Origin of the sequence: Haloplanus sp. GDY1 (assembly GCF_023703775.1) — an archaeon.
Taxonomy (GTDB): domain Archaea; phylum Halobacteriota; class Halobacteria; order Halobacteriales; family Haloferacaceae; genus Haloplanus; species Haloplanus halophilus.
In genome coordinates this window covers 1,211,702-1,229,864 of sequence record NZ_CP098514.1, presented here as the reverse complement: position 1 = coordinate 1,229,864, position 18,163 = coordinate 1,211,702, and the positions used below count along the sequence as shown (strand labels likewise).

General features: G+C 68.5%; 16 protein-coding genes. 8 read left to right on the top strand and 8 right to left on the bottom strand.

Going from position 1 to position 18,163, the window contains the following annotated elements; genetic code table 11:
• Window positions 1–71 precede the first annotated feature (71 nt).
• Entirely contained in the window at window positions 72–935 is an 864-nt protein-coding gene (locus NBT67_RS06640) for a 2-oxoacid:ferredoxin oxidoreductase subunit beta (RefSeq protein WP_251344060.1), read from the bottom strand.
• Window positions 932–2,695 carry a 2-oxoacid:acceptor oxidoreductase subunit alpha gene (locus tag NBT67_RS06635; protein ID WP_251344059.1) on the bottom strand — a complete coding sequence of 588 codons (1,764 nt, stop codon included), beginning with the start codon at window positions 2,693–2,695 and terminating at the stop codon, window positions 932–934. The genes NBT67_RS06640 and NBT67_RS06635 overlap by 4 nt, the downstream gene beginning before the upstream one ends.
• A gap of 180 nt (window positions 2,696–2,875) precedes the next feature.
• Here NBT67_RS06635 and acs point away from each other — a divergent pair, with 180 nt between their 5' ends.
• On the top strand, window positions 2,876–4,870 hold the full coding sequence (gene acs / locus NBT67_RS06630; protein WP_251344058.1) for an acetate--CoA ligase: 1,995 nt from the start codon (window positions 2,876–2,878) through the stop codon (window positions 4,868–4,870).
• Window positions 4,871–4,943: 73 nt separating this feature from the next.
• On the opposite strand, the gene NBT67_RS06625 is transcribed toward acs, so the two are convergent.
• The 3 genes from NBT67_RS06625 to NBT67_RS06615 form a co-directional block, all read right to left on the bottom strand.
• Window positions 4,944–6,146: an outer membrane protein assembly factor BamB family protein gene (locus tag NBT67_RS06625; protein WP_251344057.1), complete on the bottom strand. Its 1,203-nt coding sequence runs from the start codon at window positions 6,144–6,146 to the stop codon at window positions 4,944–4,946.
• 388 nt (window positions 6,147–6,534) lie between these two features.
• Entirely contained in the window at window positions 6,535–8,037 is a 1,503-nt protein-coding gene (locus NBT67_RS06620; RefSeq protein WP_251344056.1) for a sodium:solute symporter family transporter, read from the bottom strand.
• An 89-nt stretch (window positions 8,038–8,126) separates the two neighbouring features.
• Window positions 8,127–8,882: a GNAT family N-acetyltransferase gene (locus NBT67_RS06615; protein ID WP_251344055.1), complete on the bottom strand. Its 756-nt coding sequence runs from the start codon at window positions 8,880–8,882 to the stop codon at window positions 8,127–8,129.
• A gap of 92 nt (window positions 8,883–8,974) precedes the next feature.
• Between NBT67_RS06615 and NBT67_RS06610 the strand changes: the two genes are divergently transcribed.
• The 7 genes from NBT67_RS06610 (at window position 8,975) to NBT67_RS06580 (ending at window position 15,543) form a co-directional block, all read left to right on the top strand.
• Window positions 8,975–9,652, top strand: a complete 678-nt coding sequence (locus tag NBT67_RS06610) for a haloacid dehalogenase type II (RefSeq protein ID WP_251344054.1) — start codon at window positions 8,975–8,977, stop codon at window positions 9,650–9,652.
• Window positions 9,653–9,790: 138 nt separating this feature from the next.
• Window positions 9,791–11,155, top strand: a complete 1,365-nt coding sequence (locus NBT67_RS06605) for a substrate-binding protein (RefSeq protein WP_251344053.1) — start codon at window positions 9,791–9,793, stop codon at window positions 11,153–11,155.
• 133 nt (window positions 11,156–11,288) lie between these two features.
• Window positions 11,289–12,230 (top strand): branched-chain amino acid ABC transporter permease, encoded by a 942-nt coding sequence (locus tag NBT67_RS06600; protein ID WP_251344052.1) that lies wholly within the window; start codon window positions 11,289–11,291, stop codon window positions 12,228–12,230.
• The gene (locus NBT67_RS06595; protein ID WP_251344051.1) at window positions 12,227–13,330 is read left to right on the top strand and encodes a branched-chain amino acid ABC transporter permease; all 1,104 of its coding nucleotides are present in this window, start codon (window positions 12,227–12,229) and stop codon (window positions 13,328–13,330) included. The genes NBT67_RS06600 and NBT67_RS06595 overlap by 4 nt, the downstream gene beginning before the upstream one ends.
• On the top strand, window positions 13,330–14,088 hold the full coding sequence (locus NBT67_RS06590; RefSeq protein WP_251344050.1) for an ABC transporter ATP-binding protein: 759 nt from the start codon (window positions 13,330–13,332) through the stop codon (window positions 14,086–14,088). The genes NBT67_RS06595 and NBT67_RS06590 overlap by 1 nt, the downstream gene beginning before the upstream one ends.
• Window positions 14,085–14,828 carry an ABC transporter ATP-binding protein gene (locus NBT67_RS06585; RefSeq protein ID WP_251344049.1) on the top strand — a complete coding sequence of 248 codons (744 nt, stop codon included), beginning with the start codon at window positions 14,085–14,087 and terminating at the stop codon, window positions 14,826–14,828. Before NBT67_RS06590 ends, NBT67_RS06585 begins: the two co-directional genes overlap by 4 nt.
• A 1-nt stretch (window position 14,829) precedes the next feature.
• Window positions 14,830–15,543: a thioredoxin family protein gene (locus NBT67_RS06580; RefSeq protein ID WP_251344048.1), complete on the top strand. Its 714-nt coding sequence runs from the start codon at window positions 14,830–14,832 to the stop codon at window positions 15,541–15,543.
• On the opposite strand, the gene NBT67_RS06575 is transcribed toward NBT67_RS06580, so the two are convergent.
• From NBT67_RS06575 to NBT67_RS06565, 3 genes are all read right to left on the bottom strand, one after another.
• On the bottom strand, window positions 15,540–15,938 hold the full coding sequence (locus NBT67_RS06575) for a universal stress protein (RefSeq protein ID WP_251344047.1): 399 nt from the start codon (window positions 15,936–15,938) through the stop codon (window positions 15,540–15,542). The two genes, NBT67_RS06580 and NBT67_RS06575, sit on opposite strands and share 4 nt — an antisense overlap.
• Before the next feature lie 23 nt (window positions 15,939–15,961).
• Window positions 15,962–16,243, bottom strand: a complete 282-nt coding sequence (locus tag NBT67_RS06570) for a DUF7520 family protein (RefSeq protein WP_251344046.1) — start codon at window positions 16,241–16,243, stop codon at window positions 15,962–15,964.
• Window positions 16,244–16,444: 201 nt separating this feature from the next.
• Complete coding sequence (locus NBT67_RS06565) at window positions 16,445–18,163, bottom strand: cbb3-type cytochrome c oxidase subunit I (protein WP_251344356.1); 1,719 nt, start codon at window positions 18,161–18,163, stop codon at window positions 16,445–16,447.

Here is an 18,163-nt window from a genome sequence, read left to right as displayed (position 1 = left end):
CGGCCGTCGAAAGGCGGACCGTATCGAACGCCCTCGCCGGCGCGGCCCGAGAACGTCGGCCCCGGAGCCGATCAGTAGAACTCGCGGACCAGATCCATCGCGTCCTCGGGAGCGCCGTCGGGGATGTCCGACATGTCCGCGTCGACGCCGTGGCTCCGCTCGTAGGGCACCGACTCCTCGTCCCGGTAGAGGACGCCCTGGTACTCCTTGTCGCGGTCGAGGATGCGCGAGCGGGCGTCCTCGTAGCTCGTCGGATCGTGGTCCGCATCCTGCAGATCGACGATGTGGTCCCGGAAGTAGTCGTAGGTGTCGACGTCGTTGAACGTCACGCAGGGGGAGAACACGTTGACGAAGCCGAAGCCGTCGTGTTCGACGGCCTGCTTGACGATTTCGGCGTGACGCTGGGCGTCCGTCGAGAACGACTGCGCGATGAAGGTCCCGCTGGCCGCGAGCGCCAGGGCGAGCGGGTTCACGGGCGGTTGCTGTGGCCCCTCGGGCGTCGTCGACGTCTCGAAGTCCTCGCGACTGGTCGGCGAGGCCTGGCCCTTGGTCAGCCCGTAGATGCGGTTGTCCATGACGACGTAGGTCATGTCGACGTTCCGGCGGACGGCGTGGATGAAGTGGCCCGCGCCGATGGAGTAGCCGTCGCCGTCGCCGCCCGCGACCATCACCTCGATGTCGGGGTTGGCGAGTTTGACGCCCGTCCCCACGGGGAGCGCGCGCCCGTGGACGCCGTGGATGGCGTAGGAGCGCATGTACGTCCCGATCTTGCCGGAACAGCCGATGCCGGCGACGACGAACGTCTCGTCGGGGGTGTTGCCGGTCTCGGCCAGCGCCTTCATCATGCCGTTCATCGTCCCGAAGTCGCCGCATCCGGGACACCAGGTCGGCTGTGCGTCGGACTTGAAGTCGGTGAATCGAACGTTGGAACTCATGCGGTGGCCTCCTCGCCGGTCGCCAGCACGTCGGCGATCCGTTCGGCGAGTTCGTCCGCCTTGAAGCGGACGCCGTCGTACTTGTTGATGCGGGTGACTCGCGTCAGCGTGTCGTGTTCGATCAGGTCGGCGAACTGCCCCGTGGCGTTGCACTCGACGACGACCGTCTCCTCGGCCGCCTCGACGGCCTCGGTCAGGTCGGGACGGGGGAAGATGTAGGGCACCGAGAGGAAGCGGGCGTCGACTCCCTCCTCGTCGAGGAAGGTCTTGGCCTCGATCAGCGCCCCCTCGTTCGACCCCCACGAGACGACGAGCGTGTCGGCGTCCGGGTTCCCGAACTCGCGGGGCTCGAAGGGTTCGCGCTCGCGCGCCGTGTCGACCTTTCGACTCCGCTTGTCGACCTGCTGGACGCGCATGTCGGTGTCCTCGGTCCGGCGCCCGAGTTCGTCGTGTTCGAGGCCGGTGGACATGTGGACGCCGCCCTCGGTGCCCGGGAACGTCCGTGGGCTGATCCCGTCGTCGGTGAGGGCGTGGGGTTTGAACCGTCCCTGTTCGTCCTGCCACTCCCCGACGGTCCCCTCGTCGACGACCTTCCCGCGGTCGATTTCGACCGCGTCCATGTCGAACTCCTCGGGCGGGTAGGTCTGTTCGGTGACCGCGAGCGAGAGGTCGGCGGTCAGGTAGACGGGCAACTGGTACTTCTCGGCGAGGTTGAACGCCTCGACGGTCTTGTGGAAACACTCCGCGATGGTGGTCGGCGCGAGGACGAACCGCGGCACCTCGCCGTGGCCGCCGTAGAGCATCGCGTTCAGGTCGCCCTGTTCCTGCTTGGTGGGCATCCCCGTCGAGGGACCCGAGCGCATCACGTTACAGATGACCAGCGGCGTCTCGCTGGTGGCGACCAGCCCGAACGTCTCCGTCATGAGGTCGATGCCGGGGCCGGAGGTGGCGGTCATCGACCGGGCGCCCGCGCGGGCGGCGCCGAGCGCCATGTTGATCGCCGAGAGTTCGTCCTCGGCCTGCACGACGTGGCCGCCGTACTCCTCGATGCGGCCCGTGAGGTACTCCATCACGTCGGTCGCGGGCGTGATGGGGTAGCCGGCGTAGAACCGACAGCCTGCGGCGATGGCGCCCATCCCGATGGCCTCGTCGCCGTTCAGGAGGACGTAGTTCTCGTCGGTACACTCCAGGTCGAAGCCGAACTCGTGGTCGTACTCGTCGAGGACGTACTCCCGACCCAGCCGTGCGGCCTCCTTGTTGTTGTCGACGATGGCCGACCCCTTGTCGCCGAACCGCTTTTCGAGCGCGCTGTCGAGGTTCTCGATGGGGAACTCACCCACCGCGCACGCGGCGCCGAGCGCGACGACGTTGCGCATGATCGCGCCGCCGGCGTCCTCGGCGAGGCTCTTCAGGGGCACGTCCAGCCCGATCATCCCCTCGGGGATCTCGACGTCCTGCATCGTCGTCCGATCCCCGTCGTAGATGATGACGCTCCCCTCGTGGAGTTCGTCGAGGTTCTCGTCGATGGTCCGCTGGGTGAGCGCGATGAGTACGTCCAGCCGGTCGACGACGCTCTGAACCTGGTCAACTGACGTGCGGACTTTGTACGCCGTGTACCCGCCGCGGATGCGCGACGCGAAGTCCTTGGAGGTGAACACGTGCCGACCGGCCCTCGAGAGCGCCTGGGCGAAGATTTTCCCGGTGGAATCGATGCCGTCGCCGGCCTCTCCACCGATCGCCCAGTTGAAGTCCGCAGGCATGCTGTGTGGGGAGTATCGCCGGATCGCTCAAAAGCCTTCTGAATGGTTCGGGTTCCCGCAAAACCGGCCGGTCACGCCGCCCGCCGCCGAATCCGGCGACCGCACGATGCCGGAACCGACGGTCGTCGAACCCGCATGGCGTAGGTTTATCACGAATGATTGGAAAGTCTACCGTGACACATGTCCGACGACGACATAGAACTGGAGGCGCGCCTCGAGGAGCAGGCGACGTTCGATCCCTCCGATGCGTTCGTCGAGCAGGCGAACGTCTCGGACGCCGACATCTACGCGGAGTTCGACGAGAACTGGCCGGAGTGCTGGGAGGCGGCCGCCGAGCTTCTCGACTGGGACGACTCCTACGACCAGGTGCTCGACGACTCGAACCCCCCGTTCTACGAGTGGTTCACGGACGGGAAGCTGAACGCGTCGGCGAACTGTCTGGACCGCCACCTCGACGAGCGGGGCGACGAACCGGCCATCGAGTGGGTCGGCGAACCCGTCGACGAGGACGACCGGACGTTCACCTACGAGGAACTCCACCGCGAGGTCAACGAGTTCGCCGCGGCGCTCCGTGACCTCGGCGTCGGCGAGGACGACGTCGTGACGATGTACATGCCGATGATCCCCGAACTGCCGATCGCGATGCTGGCGTGTGCGCGCATCGGCGCGCCCCACAGCGTGGTGTTCGCGGGCTTCTCGGCCGACGCGCTGGCGACGCGGATGAACGCCGCCGACTCCGAGTATCTGGTCACCTGCGACGGCTACTACCGCCGTGGCGACCCCCTCGACCACCTCTCGAAGGCAAACGACGGCCTCGGCGGCGTCGACCACGCCGTCGAGGACGTGGTCGTCGCCGAACGCCTCCGGGACGGCGACGGCTTCGGCCACGACCTGGCCGACAACCAGCACGCCTACGCCGACCTGGTGGCCGCCCACGAGGGCGCGACGGTCGACCCCGTCCAGCGCGACGCCGAGGACATGCTGTTCCTGATGTACACCTCGGGGACGACGGGCCAGCCGAAAGGCGTCAAACACACCACCGGCGGCTACCTCGCGTGGACCGCGTGGACCAGCCAGGCGGTGCTCGACATCAAGCCCGAAGACACGTACTTCTGCTCTGCGGACATCGGGTGGATCACGGGCCACTCCTACATCGTCTACGGGCCGCTCGCCCTCGGGACGACGACGATGATGTACGAGGGGACGCCCGACCACCCCGACCGGGACCGTCTCTGGGAGATCGTCGAGGAGTACGAGGCCAACCAGCTCTACACCGCCCCGACCGCGATCCGGGCGTTCATGAAGTGGGGGTCGGAGTACCCCGAACGACACGACCTCTCGAGTCTCCGCCTGCTGGGGACGGTCGGCGAGCCGATCAACCCCCGCGCGTGGAAGTGGTACTACAAGCACATCGGGAACGAGGAGTGCCCCATCGTGGACACGTGGTGGCAGACCGAGACGGGCGGCATGATGGTCACCACGCTGCCGGGCGTCAAGACGATGAAGCCCGGATCCGCGGGGCCGCCGCTCCCGGGCGTCGACGCGCGCATCGTCGACACGAACGGCGAGGAGGTGGGTGCCGGCCGCGCCGGCTACCTCACCGTCCAGAAGCCGTGGCCTGGGATGCTCCGCACCCTCTATCGCAACGACGAGCGGTACATCGAGGAGTACTGGGCGGAGTACTCCGACACCGACTCCGACGATCCGGAGGACTGGGTGTACTTCCCGGAGGACGGCGCCAAGATCGACGACGACGGCTACATCACCGTCCTCGGACGCGTCGACGACGTGATCAACGTCTCGGGTCACCGCCTGGGGACCATGGAGATCGAATCCGCCATCGTCGGGGTCGAGGGCGTCGCCGAGGCGGCCGTCGTCGGCGGGCAACACGAGGTGAAAGGCGAGGCCGTCTACGCCTACGTCATCACCGAGGAGGGGTACGAGGAGAACGACGACCTCCGCGACCGCATCGTCCAGGGCGTCGAGGACGCCATCGGCCCCATCGCGCGTCCGGAGCGCGTGGTCTTCACGCCCGACCTGCCCAAGACGCGCTCGGGCAAGATCATGCGTCGCCTGCTCGAAGACATCGCCAACGAGGAGGAGCTTGGCGACACCTCGACGCTCCGCAACCCGGACATCGTCGAGGACATCCAGGGCAAGATCAGCGGCGACTGAGGACCGTCGCAGGGGGGTCAGCGGTAGTGTTGGAGCGACGTCTTCGCGGGGAGCGGGCGACCGGCTCCGGGAACTAGCTCTCCCGTGCGGGCACGTCGCCGAGGGCGCCGAGACCGTCGATGTGGGTGGCCGTGAAGAACACGGCCCCGTCGACCAGCACCGGAGGGGACGTCACCTGGTTGTGGAAGCCCGGATCGAACGAGTAGTGCCAGCGTAGCTCGCCCGATTCGCGGTCGAACGCGCTGATCGTCTTCTTCCCGGGTGCGAATTCGGGGTTGCCGACCGGGAACACGACCGTCTCGCTCCCGACACAGAGCCCCGGCTTGTACACCGGCGTGTCGCGGTGCCAGCGCTCCGTGCCGGTGTCGCCGTCGATCGCGACGGCGCCGTCCGAACCGGTGACGAAGACGGTCCCGCCGTCGACGGCGACCGTCCGTGGGGGGACGTCGTCGTCCTCACCGAACGAGCGGAGTTCGCGGAGCCGGTCGCCGGTCTCCCTGTCGTGGACGACGAGCGTTCGGTCGTCGGAGACGAACACGCCCTCCCGGGTCGCGACGGGCGCGGCGGACTCGGGTGCGGCCGTGAGTTGGCTCCGCCAGCGGTCCGAGCCGTCCGCCAGCGAGACGGCGACGAGCGACGGCGCTCCGTCCACGTCTCCGACGGCGAACACGCGCCCGTCGTACACTGCGGGCGCACGGGCGAGCCCGGTTACCGTGTAGGTCTCCCAGCGTCGCTCCCCGTTCGCTGCTCCGAACGCTTCGATACCGACCTCGGACGCGACCAGGACGGTCCCGGTGGCGTCGTCCGCGACGAGGTGTTCGAACCCGTTCGTCGGGGCCGTCCAGAGCCGCTCGCCCGTCCGGGAATCGAGCGCGACGAGTTCCCCGTCGTGTGCCACGACGCACCGATCGTCGACGACGACGGTCCCGTTGTCCCCGCTGGCGTCCAGGGTGGTTCGCCACCGTTCGGTGCCGTCCCGTGCGTCGAGGGCGATCGCACTCCCGTCGTGGCTGGGATCGAAGTTCGTCGTGTACACCGTCCCGTCGGAAACCGCGGGCTGCCAGCGCGTGAACGCCTCCGACGTCCACGCCAGGTTCCCTCGCGGTGGTGCGGAGACGTCCGGTGCGTGCGTGTTCGCCCCGCCGGCTCCGTACTGCGTCCACGCCCCGGTGGGAGCGTCCGGCAGGGGCGTGTCCGACGACGGGAGCATCGACAGACACCCCGAGAGCGCGCTCGCGCCGACGACCGCCGTCGACAGGAACGTCCGTCGGTTCATGTTCGACGACGCGGCGTCATCGTGTGTCGGGATGCCGACGGCTCGCGACGGTCGGGATCGACACGAGGAGCCCGAGTTTCGGCGTCCAGGGCGGTGCGTCCTCTCGACTTCCGAAGGCACGGTCCATACGGATCGATGACGCCCGCGGGTGGTATATCCTCCAGCCGGATTTCAGGCTGCGAAACGGATGCCACGTCCGCAGGGGGGCGCCCCGTCGAGATGCGACGGGACGCCGAACACGAGCGGGATGAATTACGCGTGCGATCCGCCGTTCACGCGGCGCCGCGGTCGTACTCCCGCCACACCGCCAGCAGTTCGTACAGGAAGACGACGACGACCAGCGCGAGCGACCCCCAGATCAGGGCGGCGAAGCCGAGCGCCGAGAGGGTCACCGGCGCTCACCCCCCGAGCCGTCGGTCGCGGGCTCGTCGTCGAGTCGGCGGATCTCCCGGTCGAGGTCGTCGAGGTCGAACCGCTCGTCGCCGAGGCGGGCCGCCGCGACCGTCAGGGTGGTCGAGACGGCGGCGGCACCGAGGAAGGCACGGAAGTAGGTTGCCGCGGGGAGCGTCGCGAGCGGCAGGACGCCGCGAGCGGGCGGGAAGAACGCGAGGCCGACGACCAGGGCGACGGCGCTCGCGGTGAGGGCGCCAGCGGAGGTCGCCCGCGGCGAGAAGAGGCCGTGCAGGAGGGGGACGAAGGTCGCGGCGGCGAGCAGGTCCGCGAGGAGAAAGAGCGTGAGCACGGAGTAGCCCTGCGCGCCGACGACGGTGGCGGCGGCGGCGACGACGACGGTGACGCCGCGCGCGGTCGCGGTGAGGCGGTCGCCGGAGACGTCGAGGAGTCGCGGCAGGTCCGCGGTGACGACGCTCGCGATGGCGTTGAACAGCGTGTCGGCGCTGGAGACCACGAGCAGGACGGCGAGGACGGCGACGGCGATCACGGCCGCGTCGGGGAGGACGTCGGTCACGACGAGGAAGAAGGAGACGCTGGCGTCGGCGGGCGCCTGGACGAGGCCGAGACCGACGGCGACGGGGCCGAAGGCGCCGGCGAGAAAGACCATGGGCACGACGGCGACGGCGGCGACGAGGAAGGCCCGGCGGAGCGTGCGCTCGTCGCTCGCGGCGTAGACTCGCTGCCACCACGCCTGGTTCAGCATCTCCGCCCCGACGATGGCGACGACGACGTAGGCGCCGAACTCCAGGCCGGTCGCGGAGCCGACCGTCAGGAGTTCGGGCGAGGAGTCGACGATGGCGGCGTGGGCGGCGTCGGTCCCCCCGAGCGCCAGAATCGTGACGACGACGCTCACGATCAGGAGCGGGAGGACGAGGAGGGTCTGGACGGTGTCGGTGACGATGCTCGCGCGCAGGCCGCCGTAGCCGGTGTACGCGAGGACTGTGACGCCGACGACCGTCGCGGTCTGCCAGCCGGGGACGCCCGCGATCAGCGAGAGCGCGCTCGCGATGCCGGTGAACTCCGCGGCGAGGAAGACGAACATGTAGGCGACGCTGACGACGAGGACGTAGGCGTACATCGCCGACCCGTAGCGGGCGTAGGCGTACTCGGTGAGGCTGTGGCCCCGCGGGAGCAGGTCACGGATGCGCGGGCCGACGACGGCGAAGGCGGCGAGCGCGAGCGCGGAGCCGGCGGCGTACCCCGCGACGGCCGTGATGCCGCCGAACGCGGCGCCGGCCTCGGCGGGGCTGAACAGGATCCACGCGCCCATGCTGGAGGCGACCACCGTCGCCGTCAGCGTCCCGCCGCCCGCCGAGTCGCGGGCGGTGATGTAGTCCTCGACCGTCTCGATTCGCCCCCGGGCGTACCACGCGCCGAGCGCCGCGAAGGCGAGCAGCACTACCGTCAACAGGCCGAGCAGCGGCGCCGTGCTCACCACGACGCCACCCCTCCCGTCGGTTCGGTTCGCTCCATGCACTCTGCTGGACGACCGACGGAATAATACTTTGTGATATAACCGGGTAATCGCTAGAGGTAGCTCGCGTCCCACCGGGTCGGCTTGCGGCGGTTCTCGCAGTCCTCGCAGACGACCCGACCCATGGTGTCCATCGAGACGGCGAAGCCGTCGCAGTTGCCACAGAGGTAGCCGTAGCGCTCGGTGCGGTCGCGGTCGAGATACACCGAGTAGAAGGGGCCGTTCGAGCCCCGGACGCTCTCGTCGAGGGCGACGTACACCTGCCGGCCGTCGGGGAGCGTCGCGGCCTCGGAGAGCACCTGTCGGCCGCCGGTTTCGGGGAACTTGGAGTAGAGCTTTTCGACGAACGGTTCGCCGCCGATTTCGACGGTTCGTTCGCCGATGGCCTCGAAGTCCTCGTTCTCGTAGAAGTCGGTCCCCGCCTCGTTGGCCGCCAGCACGCGCCCCTCGATGCGGGTGACGCCGTGATCCAGGAGTCGCTGCTCCAGCGCCGCCAGCAGTTCGTCGCCGAGGCCGATCCCCCGGCTGTCGGGTTCGACGTGGAGCCAGTCGATTTCGCCGACCGTCTCCCGGCGTTCGACGACGTAGCTCTGGGCGAAGCCGACGAGTCGGTCGTCGTCGACGGCGACGAGGAACTCCGTGTTCGAGTCGTCCAGGTCGTCGACGAGCGTCTCCTCGTCGTACCACCGCTCGACGGCCTGCGCGATGATGTCGTCCTCCAGTGCGTGTCCGTACGACGCGGCGAGGGAGTGGTGTGCGACCGTCCTGATTCCCTCGATGTCCTCCGCCCGTGCCTCACGAATGTCCATGCAGGGGATGTGGCGGGGCCGCTCCTTAAAGTGTCGCGGTGGGCCGTGACCCCGGGGGAACGACCAAGGGGCCGCCGGCCCTCGTTCCCGGTATGGCCGGACTCTGCTTCGACATGTACGGGACGCTGTGTGACACGAGTAGCGTGCGGACCCGTCTGGGCGAGGAACTCGGCGTCGCCGACCGACTGGTGGCGGCGGTCGACGAGACGTGGCGGCGGAAACAGCTCCAGTACTCCTACCAGAGCGCGCAGATGGACGACTACGAACCCTTCTGGTCGATCACGGACCACGCCCTCGACTACGCGCTGGCCCAGTACGACCTCGACCCGGACGCGGAGACCCGGGAGCGCATCCTGGGGGCGTACGACCACCTGGAGCCGTTCCCGGGCGCCGTCGAAACGCTCGATCGCCTGTCCGCGGCCGGGCACGACGTCGTCGTCCTCTCGAACGGCGACCCGGAGATGCTCGAACGGCTGGCGGAGAACGCGGGGTTGGCGCCTCACCTGGACGGAATCGTCAGCGCCCACGGGGTGCGGACGTTCAAGCCCGATCCGGCGGTGTACGAACACGCCGCCGAGACGCTCGACCGACCGCTCGACGCGTGCCGACTGATCTCTTCCAACGCGTGGGACGTCGCCGGCGCCGGCAACGCCGGCATGGCGACGGCGTGGGTGAACCGGACCCGCGATCCGCCGGAGGCCATCGGCGCCCGGCCCGACGTCGAGGTGACGACCCTGCCCGCCGTCGTCGACGCCCTGGGGTCGCCGTAGCGATTCCCCGCCGATCCGCCGACCCTCCCTGTCGACCCCCCGCCGGCCGGGCCGTCCAGTTCGATCGTTGACTATAATGGTAAATTATCCGACTATTGAACAGAAACTATTATTAACGTTCTGGCCGCCGGGATGTGTATGGGTAGCAATGGTGGCAATGTGGATCGACGTGACGTGATCAAAGCGGCCGGCGCCGCCGGCACCGCGGGCCTCGTCGGCCTGGCGGGCTGTTCGGGCGGCGGTGGCGGTGGCGGCGGTGGCGGCGGATCGGAGTACCCCGTGCTCGGCAACTATCCCATCGAGGGCGATACGGCGACGCTCGGGTTCAACGTCCCCCAGTCCGGGCCGTACGCCTCCGAGGGCGAGGACGAACTCCGCGCGTACGAACTGGCGGTCGATCACCTGAACAACGGCGGCGGCTGGGTCGACTCCCAGTTCGACGACCTCTCGGGCGACGGCGTCCTCGACTACCAGATCGACTCGGTGAGCGGCGACACGGCGACCGACGCCGACACCGCGCGCCAGTCCGCGTCGCGGATGATCCAGCGCGACGACGCGATCATGGTGACCGGCGGGTCGTCCTCGGCCGTCGCCATCGCGGTGCAGGAGCTGTGTCAGCGCGAGAAGGTCCTGTTCATGGCCTGTCTCACCCACTCCAACGAGACGACGGGCGCGAACTGCGTCCGCTACGGCTTCCGGGAGATGTTCAACGCGTACATGACTGGGCAGGCGCTCGCGCCGGTCCTCCGTGACGAGTACGGGAGCGACCTGGAGTTCTACCAGCTCTACGCCGACTACAGCTGGGGTCAGACCGTCCAGGAGTCGATGAACCAGTTCCTGACCGAGACGGCTGGCTGGGAGCAGGTCGACTCCGTCGCGACGCCGCTCGGGACCAGCGACTACTCGTCGTACCTCTCGGAGGCGGCGAACTCCGGGGCCGACGTCCTCCTGTTGGACCACTACGGGCTGGACGGCGCAACGTCGGTGAGCCAGGCGGTCGACGCCGGCATCGACGAGAACATGGAGCTCGTCGTCCCGCTGTACAACCGCCCGATGGCCGAGGCCGCGGGCGCCGCCATCGAGGGCGTGTTCGGCACCGTCGCCTGGGACTCCCAGATCGACAACACGCCGTCCCAGGAGTTCCTGCAGGTGTTCCAGGACGAGTACGACCGCGTCCCCTCGGGACCGGCACAGCTCGCCTACTCCCAGACGCTCCAGTACGCCGCGGCCGTCGAGCGGGCCGGGACGTTCTACCCGCCCGAGGTGATCCGCCAGCTCGAGGGCTACGAGTACAGCAACATCGGCATGGGGCCGGAGACGATGCGGGCCTGCGACCACCAGGCCCAGCGCGACGTGCCGGTCGTCCGCGGGCTCCCCGAGTCCGAACAGCAGGAGGGGCGGTACTTCGAGATCATCAACATCACGAGCCGCGACGAACTGGGCTACGCGTGTGACGCCGGCCCGGCGGCGGAGTGCGAACTCGGCGAGTACGGCGACGAGTAACGCCGGCTTCCCCCTCGCTCACCCGTGGTGCAAAACTATAGCCAATTATGACCACACTAACCCTAAACATGACACTACTAACCGTTCCCCGTCGTCGATCCTCCGGGCGTGACGACTCCCGTGGGGTGAGACGATGAGCTTTCACATCGAGGCGATAACCGTCCTCCTCAACGGACTGCAGCAGGGCGCCATCTACATCCTGCTGGCGGTCGGCCTGTCGATCATCCTCGGGACGCTGAAGTTCGTCAACTTCGCCCACGGCGCGCTGTACCTGATCGGCACCTACGCCGGCCTGTTGTTCGCCCTCGAAATCAACCTCACCAGCGGCCTCCTGCAGGAGTGGGGCTACGGGACCCTGGGCCTCGACCTCGGGTACATCCCCGCCCTGCTTCTCGTGCCGGTCGTCGTGTTCGTCGTCGGACTGGCGATGGAGCGCTGGGTCGTGGAACCGTTCAAGGATCGCCCGGACACGGACCAGATCCTCGTCACCTTCGGGCTCGCCATCGTCGTGCAGGAGGTCTTCCGCATCTTCTTCGGCTCCAGCAGCCTGCCCTTCTCGCAGCCGGCCTGGGCCGAAGGGGCGCCGCAGGTGCCGTTCCTGGCGGGGATCCCCATCTCCTCGTGGCGATACTACGTCATCCTCATCACGGCGGTGCTGGTCGCCATCGTCTACCTGCTAGTCGAGTACACCGACTTCGGGCTGGTGGTCCGGGCCGGCACCCGCGACCCCGAGATGGTCGAACTGCTCGGCATCCGGCTGAGCCGGCCGTACATCGCCGTCTTCGGGATCGGCGCGGCGCTGGCCGGCGTCGCGGGCGTCGTCGGCGGCCCGCTCAACCCCGTCAACCCGACCATCGGGAACGACATCCTCGTGCCCGCGTTCCTGACCGTCGTCATCGGCGGCGTCGGCTCCATCGCCGGCGCGACGCTGGGGGGCGTCATCTTCGGGCTCACCTACGCCATTCTCGTGGCGACGTTCTCCTCGTGGGCGCAGGTGGGGCTCTACGCCATCGCGGCGGTCATCCTGCTGGTGCGGCCACAGGGCCTCCTCGGCGAGGAGGGGGTGGCACCGTGAGCGACGAACCTGCGTCCACGGCGGAGACGGAGGCCGAACAGGGGGCCATCGCCGAGGCCATCGGCGTCTGGGCGCCCCGCGGCAACGAGGCGCGCGTCATGGCGGGCACCGCCGTCGTCCTCGCCGTCTTCCCCTTCGTCTTCGCCCGCATGCCCGTCACGAGCGGGATCCTGCGTGGCTACCAGAGCCTCGCGACGCTCATCCTCATCTGGGGCATCTTCGCGCTCGGGTTCGACCTGCTGCTCGGCTACACCGGGCTGCTCTCCTTCGGCCACGCGGCCTTCTGGGGCGGCGCGGCCTACGCGGCCGCCGTGTTCAGCCAGCAGGTCTCCGGCTCGCCCATCCTGATGGTGGCGGCCGGGACGGGCTTCGCCGTCCTGCTCGCGTGGTTCCTGGGCTTCCTGTCGCTCCGCCGGGGCGGCATCTACTTCGCCATCCTCACGCTCGCGTTCGCACAGATGCTGTTCTACATGTCCTCCTCGCCGCTGGCCTTCATCACCGGCGGGGAGAACGGGTTCACCGGCGTCCAGACGGGCGAACTGCTCGGGATGGTCCCGCTCGAGGGCGAACTTCCGCTCGTCCTCGGACCCCTACTGGGGACGTATCTCTACGCCTTCGTGGCGGTCATCACGCTCCTCTGTGTGGCGCTCGGCTACCGCATCCTCCACTCGCCGTACGGGATGGTGTTCCGTGCGATCCGCGAGAACGAACAGCGCGCCGAGTTCGTCGGGCTGAACGTCTGGCGCTACCGGCTGATGTCGTTCATCCTCTCCGGCTTCTTCGCCGGCGTGGCCGGGAGCCTGTTCGTCATCCACGGATCGTACGTCCCGCTGGCCTCGCTGTACTGGACCACGAGCGGGGAGGTGGTCATCATGACCGTCCTCGGCGGGACCGGATCGCTGTTCGGTCCCATCGTCGGCGCGGGGGTCTACCTCTACGTCGAGAACATCGTCAGCGGGGGGCATCCGGTCGACTTCATCGCGCCCTTCTGGCACCTGATCCTCGGCCTCGTGTTCGTCGTGACCATCTGGGTCTTCCCCCGCGGCATCTGGGGGTTCTTCCGCGATGTCCGCGACCGGATCACGGGGGGTGAGGAGTGATGGCGCTGCTCGAAACCGAGGGGCTGGTCAAGGAGTTCGGCGGCCTCGTCGCCACCGACGACGTGGACCTCTCCGTCGAGGAGGACGAACGCGTCTCGATCATCGGACCGAACGGCGCGGGGAAGTCGACGCTCATCAACCTCATCACGCGCCGTCTCGACCCGACCGCCGGCGACATCCGGTTCAAGGGCGAGTCCATCGTGAACCGCGACCCCCACGAGGTGGTCCAGATGGGGATCAGCAAGTCCTTCCAGACGGCCTCCATCTTCTCGAACCTCACCGTCCGAGAGAACGCCGAGATCGCTGCGCTCGCGGCCGAACACGGATCATTCGGGTTCAAGTTCCTCGAACACCGGGACAGCCTCACCGGCGTCCACCAGGTGGCGGCGGACACCCTCGACGCGGTCGGCCTCCTCGCGCAGGCCGACCGGACGGCCGCCGAACTGCCGTACGGCGACAAGCGCCGCCTCGAGATCGGTATCGCCCTCGCGGCCGAACCCGACCTCCTCCTGATGGACGAACCGACCGCCGGCATGTCCCCGGAGGAGACCGAGTCGACGGTCGACCTCGTCGAGGAGGTCAAACGCGAACTCGGCCTCACGTTCGTCCTCATCGAACACGACATGGAGATCGTCTTCCGGATCTCGGATCGGATCGTCGTCCTCAACCGCGGCCAGGTGATCGCCGAGGGGACGCCCGACGAGATCAGGGGCGATCCCGAGGTGCAGGAGGCCTACCTCGGAGGTGTCGACCTGTGAGCCTGCTCGACGTCGACGCCATCGACGCCTACTACGGCGAGAGCCACATCCTCCGTGACCTCTCGCTGTCCGTCGAGGAGGGGGAGATCTGTGCCCTCCTCGGACGCAACGGCGCGGGCAAGACGACCACGCTCCGCTCCATCTGTGGCGCGAACCCCCCGCAGGTCCGCGAGGGATCGATCCGGTTCAAGGGCGAGGACATCACCGGCATGCCCGCCGACGACGTGGCGATGCAGGGCATCTCGCTGGTGCCCGAGGAGCGGCGGGTGTTCGCCAACCTCACCGTCGAGGAGAACCTCCGGATCGCGGAGGTGTCGCGCAACGCCTCGAACACCTGGCGACGGCCGCTCACCTCGACCGGCCGGTCGATGTCCACCGAACAGGTGTACGACGACTTCCCCCGCCTCGGCGAGCGGAAGACCCAGAAGGCGGGGACGCTCTCCGGCGGGGAACAGCAGATGCTCGCCATCGCCCGCGCGCTCAAGCAGAGCACCGACCTCCTCCTGCTCGACGAGCCCTACGAGGGGCTGGCCCCCCAGATCGTCGAGGACGTGGAGGCGGCCATCGAGCGGATCAGCGAGCAGGGCGTGACGATCCTGCTGGTCGAACAGAACGCGGCGGCCGCGATCAAGATCGCCGGGCACGCGTACGTCGTCGACCAGGGAGAGATCGTCTTCGACGGCACGGCCGACGAACTCCGCGGGGACGACGAGATCCGGGAGCGCTACCTGGGTGTCTGAGATGGACGGTCCCTCGGAGGCGGCCCTCGAATCCGCGCTGGACCGACTGATCGCGGCCGGCGTCGTCGACGAACGGTCGGACGGGCTGGTCACGACCGACGAGTTCGAGTCGACCCGCCGGATCTACCGCGACTCCTACGCCGACGCGGACGCCGACCGGTTCCGTCGGACGGTCGCGGAGACGTTCGGCGTGAGCGAGGCGGCGGCCGGCGAGCGGATCGACGCCGGGACGGTGACCCGCGAGGATCTGATCGCGGCGCTCTCGATCCGGGCCGTCCTCGGCGGCGCGGAGTCACGCTCCGCGAGCGACCGGCCGGAGGCCGACGCCGGCCCCGGCGTCGACGACCAGCGACTGGCGACGATGGCGACGCTCGTCGGCGAACTCACGCCGGCGTCGCCGGTGCCGGCGGGCGTGCCCGAACTCGACGACGAGGAGTGGGCGGCGTTTCTCGACGCGCACCACGACGCCGTGATAACGGTGTGGCGACGCGACTGTGCGCCCTGTGACGCCCTGAAGGACGACCTCGACGCCGTGCTCGACGCGCTCCCCGACGACGTCGCCGTCGCCGGCGTCGACGGCGAATCCGTGCCCGCGTTCCGTCGCACGTTCGACGTGACCACGGCGCCCGCCGTCTGTCGGTTCCGCGCGGGCGACCTCGTGGACACCGTCGCCGGGCGGAAGCCGCCGGCGACGTACGCCGAGGCGCTGTTCTAGTCGTCGGTGTCGCCGGCGACCATCACCGGCCGGTCGGCGTTCAGGATCACCGACTGCGTGACGCTCCCGAACAGCGCCTTCCCAGTCGGCGAGCGCTTCCGGCCGGCGACGACGATGAGGTTCGCGTCCCCGTCGGTCGCCGCGTCGAGGATCTGTTCGGCGGGGTCGCCGCTCGACTCCGTCACGCTCACCTCGATGCCGCGCTCCTCGAGGAACTCGGTCGCTTCGCGCACCGAGCCGATCTGTGACGCGGAGGCGCCGCTCGGGTTGTCCGTGAAACTGTGGATGATGGTGACGCGCGCCCCCGTCTCGGCCCCCGGCAGGTCGGCGACGGCCCGCGCACACGCGAGTGCTCGCTCCTCGTTGTCGTCGACGCCGATCACGACGTGGTACATGTTCCCCTCTCGACCAGCCAGGACTAAGTGTCTTTACCCCGGGCCGTCTCGGTATCGAGTCGGTCGGACAGGTAGCCCACGAGCGCCAGCGGGACGCCGAGGGCGACGGCGACGGTCACCATCCCGTAGGCCGCGAAGCCGACTCCGGTCGGCGGCAGCCGGATCAGGAAGAACAGCCGCGGCGCGCTCCCCATCGGGACGACCGACCCCAGTACGAGGCCGAGGGCGCCGGCGATGCCGACGATGAGCACGTACAGGAACAGCACGAACCGCCGGCCGTCGAGGCGCGACTGCGTCCCGGTCACGGCGGCGCTACGGCCGGGAGGCGATTAGCGCTTTCCATTCGAACCGACGAGCCTTTGCCGACGCCGGTCGTCCCTCGACGTATGACCAACCAGGACATCCTCGGCATCATTCTGGGGAGCGTCGCGCTCCTGATGTTCGTCACCGGCATCCTGCTGGCGACCTGACTGCGGCGTCGAACCGCGACCGAAAACGGGGGCTGCTTACTCGTCGGTCGTGCCGCCGTCGGTGGCGACCTCCTCGTCGCCGCCGTCGGTGATGGCCGTCTCCATCCTGTTCTCGAACCACTGCCACTCGTTGGTGTACATGCCGTCGTCGCGCAGGTTCCACGGGTCGCCGTCCTGCACCTTCGGCCCCTCCAGCCACGAGACGACGAAGTTGTACGTCCAGATGAGGCCGCCGACGAACATCAACACGGCGCCGAGCGTGGCGATCTGGTGGAAGGTGGCGAACTGCGGCAGGTAGGTGGAGTAGCGCCGGGGCATGCCGCCGTAGCCGAGGACGATCATGGCGATGAACGTGATGTTCGACCCGAACATCCAGAGCCAGAAGTGCCACTTGCCGAGGCGGCGCTGGTACATCCGGCCGGTGAACATCGGGAACCAGTAGTAGAGTCCGGCGAAGCCGGCGAAGGCGATGGCGCCCATGACGATGTAGTGGAAGTGGCCGACGACGTAGTAGGTGTCGTGAAGCACCAGGTCGACGGGGATGGAGGCGAGGAAGACGCCGGTGACGCCGCCGATGATGAAGTTGGAGACGAAGCCGACACAGAACAGCATCGGCGTCGTCAGGCGGAGGCGGCCGTTCCACATCGTCGTGATCCAGTTGAACGTCTTCACCGCCGAGGGGATGGCGATGGCGAGCGACACCGCCATGAACGAGGCGCGCAGGCGCGGGTCCATGCCGGTGGCGAACATGTGGTGGGCCCAGACGCCGAAGGAGAGCACGCCGATGGCGAGCGTGGAGTAGACGACGAACTTGAAGCCGAACAGCCGCCGGCCGGAGAACCGCGGGAGGACGTAACTGACGATGCCCATCGGCGGGAGGACGAGGATGTACACCTCGGGGTGGCCGAAGAACCAGAACAGGTGTTGCCAGAGCATCGTCCCGCCGGCTTCGATGGCGAAGAAGGTGGTGCCGAGGTTGCGGTCCAGCAGGAGCATGATCAGCGCGCTCCCGAGCAGCGGGAAGGCAAAGAGGATCAGCCCCGACTGGGTGAGGATGGTCCACGAGAAGATGTCGAGGTTGGCCCAGGTCACCTCCTCGGCGCGTTCGGTGAGGATGGTCGCGATGAAGTTGATCGACCCCATCGTCGCCGAGACGCCGGTGAGGTGGAGGCCGAGGATCATCAGGTCGACCCCGGCGTTGGCCTGATTGCCGCCGCCGACGCCCGCCGAGAGCGGCGTGTAGAGCGTCCAGGCGGTCTGGGCGGGGACGATGTCACCGAGCGGGAAGAACCCGGCCCAGATGAGCAGCGCCCCGGGCGGCAGGAGCCAGAAGGCGATGGCGTTGATCCGGGGGAACGCCATGTCGTCCGCGCCGATCAGGAGCGGGACGAGGTAGTTCGCGAACGCCGCGATGATGGGCGTCCCGAACAGGAACAGCATGGTGATCCCGTGACTCGTCAACAGGGAGTTGTAAAACGTGTTCGAGATGATCGTCATTCCGGGGTCGATCAGCTCGACCCGCATGATCATGATCATGAGGCCGCCGACGACGAAGGCGATGACGCCGTAGGCGCCGTAGAGCATCCCGATGTCCTTGTGGTCGACCGTCGTCAGCCAACGGATGATACCGGCCGGCTTCTCCTGTGAGACGTACCCCGACTCGCCGGTCGCCCCGCCGCTCCCGAGCGGCGTGTACGACCGCCAGTCCTCGATCCGCGCGAGCCACGCGGCGATGATCACGAGGAAGAGCCCCAT

Bases quoted from the DNA above. Each gene is read 5' to 3' on its own strand.
- NBT67_RS06640 (WP_251344060.1), bottom strand. From the start codon at position 935: ATGAGTTCCAACGTTCGATTCACCGACTTCAAGTCCGACGCACAGCCG.
- NBT67_RS06635 (WP_251344059.1), bottom strand. From the start codon at position 2,695: ATGCCTGCGGACTTCAACTGGGCGATCGGTGGAGAGGCCGGCGACGGC.
- acs (WP_251344058.1), top strand. From the start codon at position 2,876: ATGTCCGACGACGACATAGAACTGGAGGCGCGCCTCGAGGAGCAGGCG.
- NBT67_RS06625 (WP_251344057.1), bottom strand. From the start codon at position 6,146: ATGAACCGACGGACGTTCCTGTCGACGGCGGTCGTCGGCGCGAGCGCG.
- NBT67_RS06615 (WP_251344055.1), bottom strand. From the start codon at position 8,882: ATGGACATTCGTGAGGCACGGGCGGAGGACATCGAGGGAATCAGGACG.
- NBT67_RS06610 (WP_251344054.1), top strand. From the start codon at position 8,975: ATGGCCGGACTCTGCTTCGACATGTACGGGACGCTGTGTGACACGAGT.
- NBT67_RS06605 (WP_251344053.1), top strand. From the start codon at position 9,791: ATGGGTAGCAATGGTGGCAATGTGGATCGACGTGACGTGATCAAAGCG.
- NBT67_RS06600 (WP_251344052.1), top strand. From the start codon at position 11,289: ATGAGCTTTCACATCGAGGCGATAACCGTCCTCCTCAACGGACTGCAG.
- NBT67_RS06590 (WP_251344050.1), top strand. From the start codon at position 13,330: ATGGCGCTGCTCGAAACCGAGGGGCTGGTCAAGGAGTTCGGCGGCCTC.
- NBT67_RS06580 (WP_251344048.1), top strand. From the start codon at position 14,830: ATGGACGGTCCCTCGGAGGCGGCCCTCGAATCCGCGCTGGACCGACTG.
- NBT67_RS06575 (WP_251344047.1), bottom strand. From the start codon at position 15,938: ATGTACCACGTCGTGATCGGCGTCGACGACAACGAGGAGCGAGCACTC.
- NBT67_RS06565 (WP_251344356.1), bottom strand. From the start codon at position 18,163: ATGGGGCTCTTCCTCGTGATCATCGCCGCGTGGCTCGCGCGGATCGAG.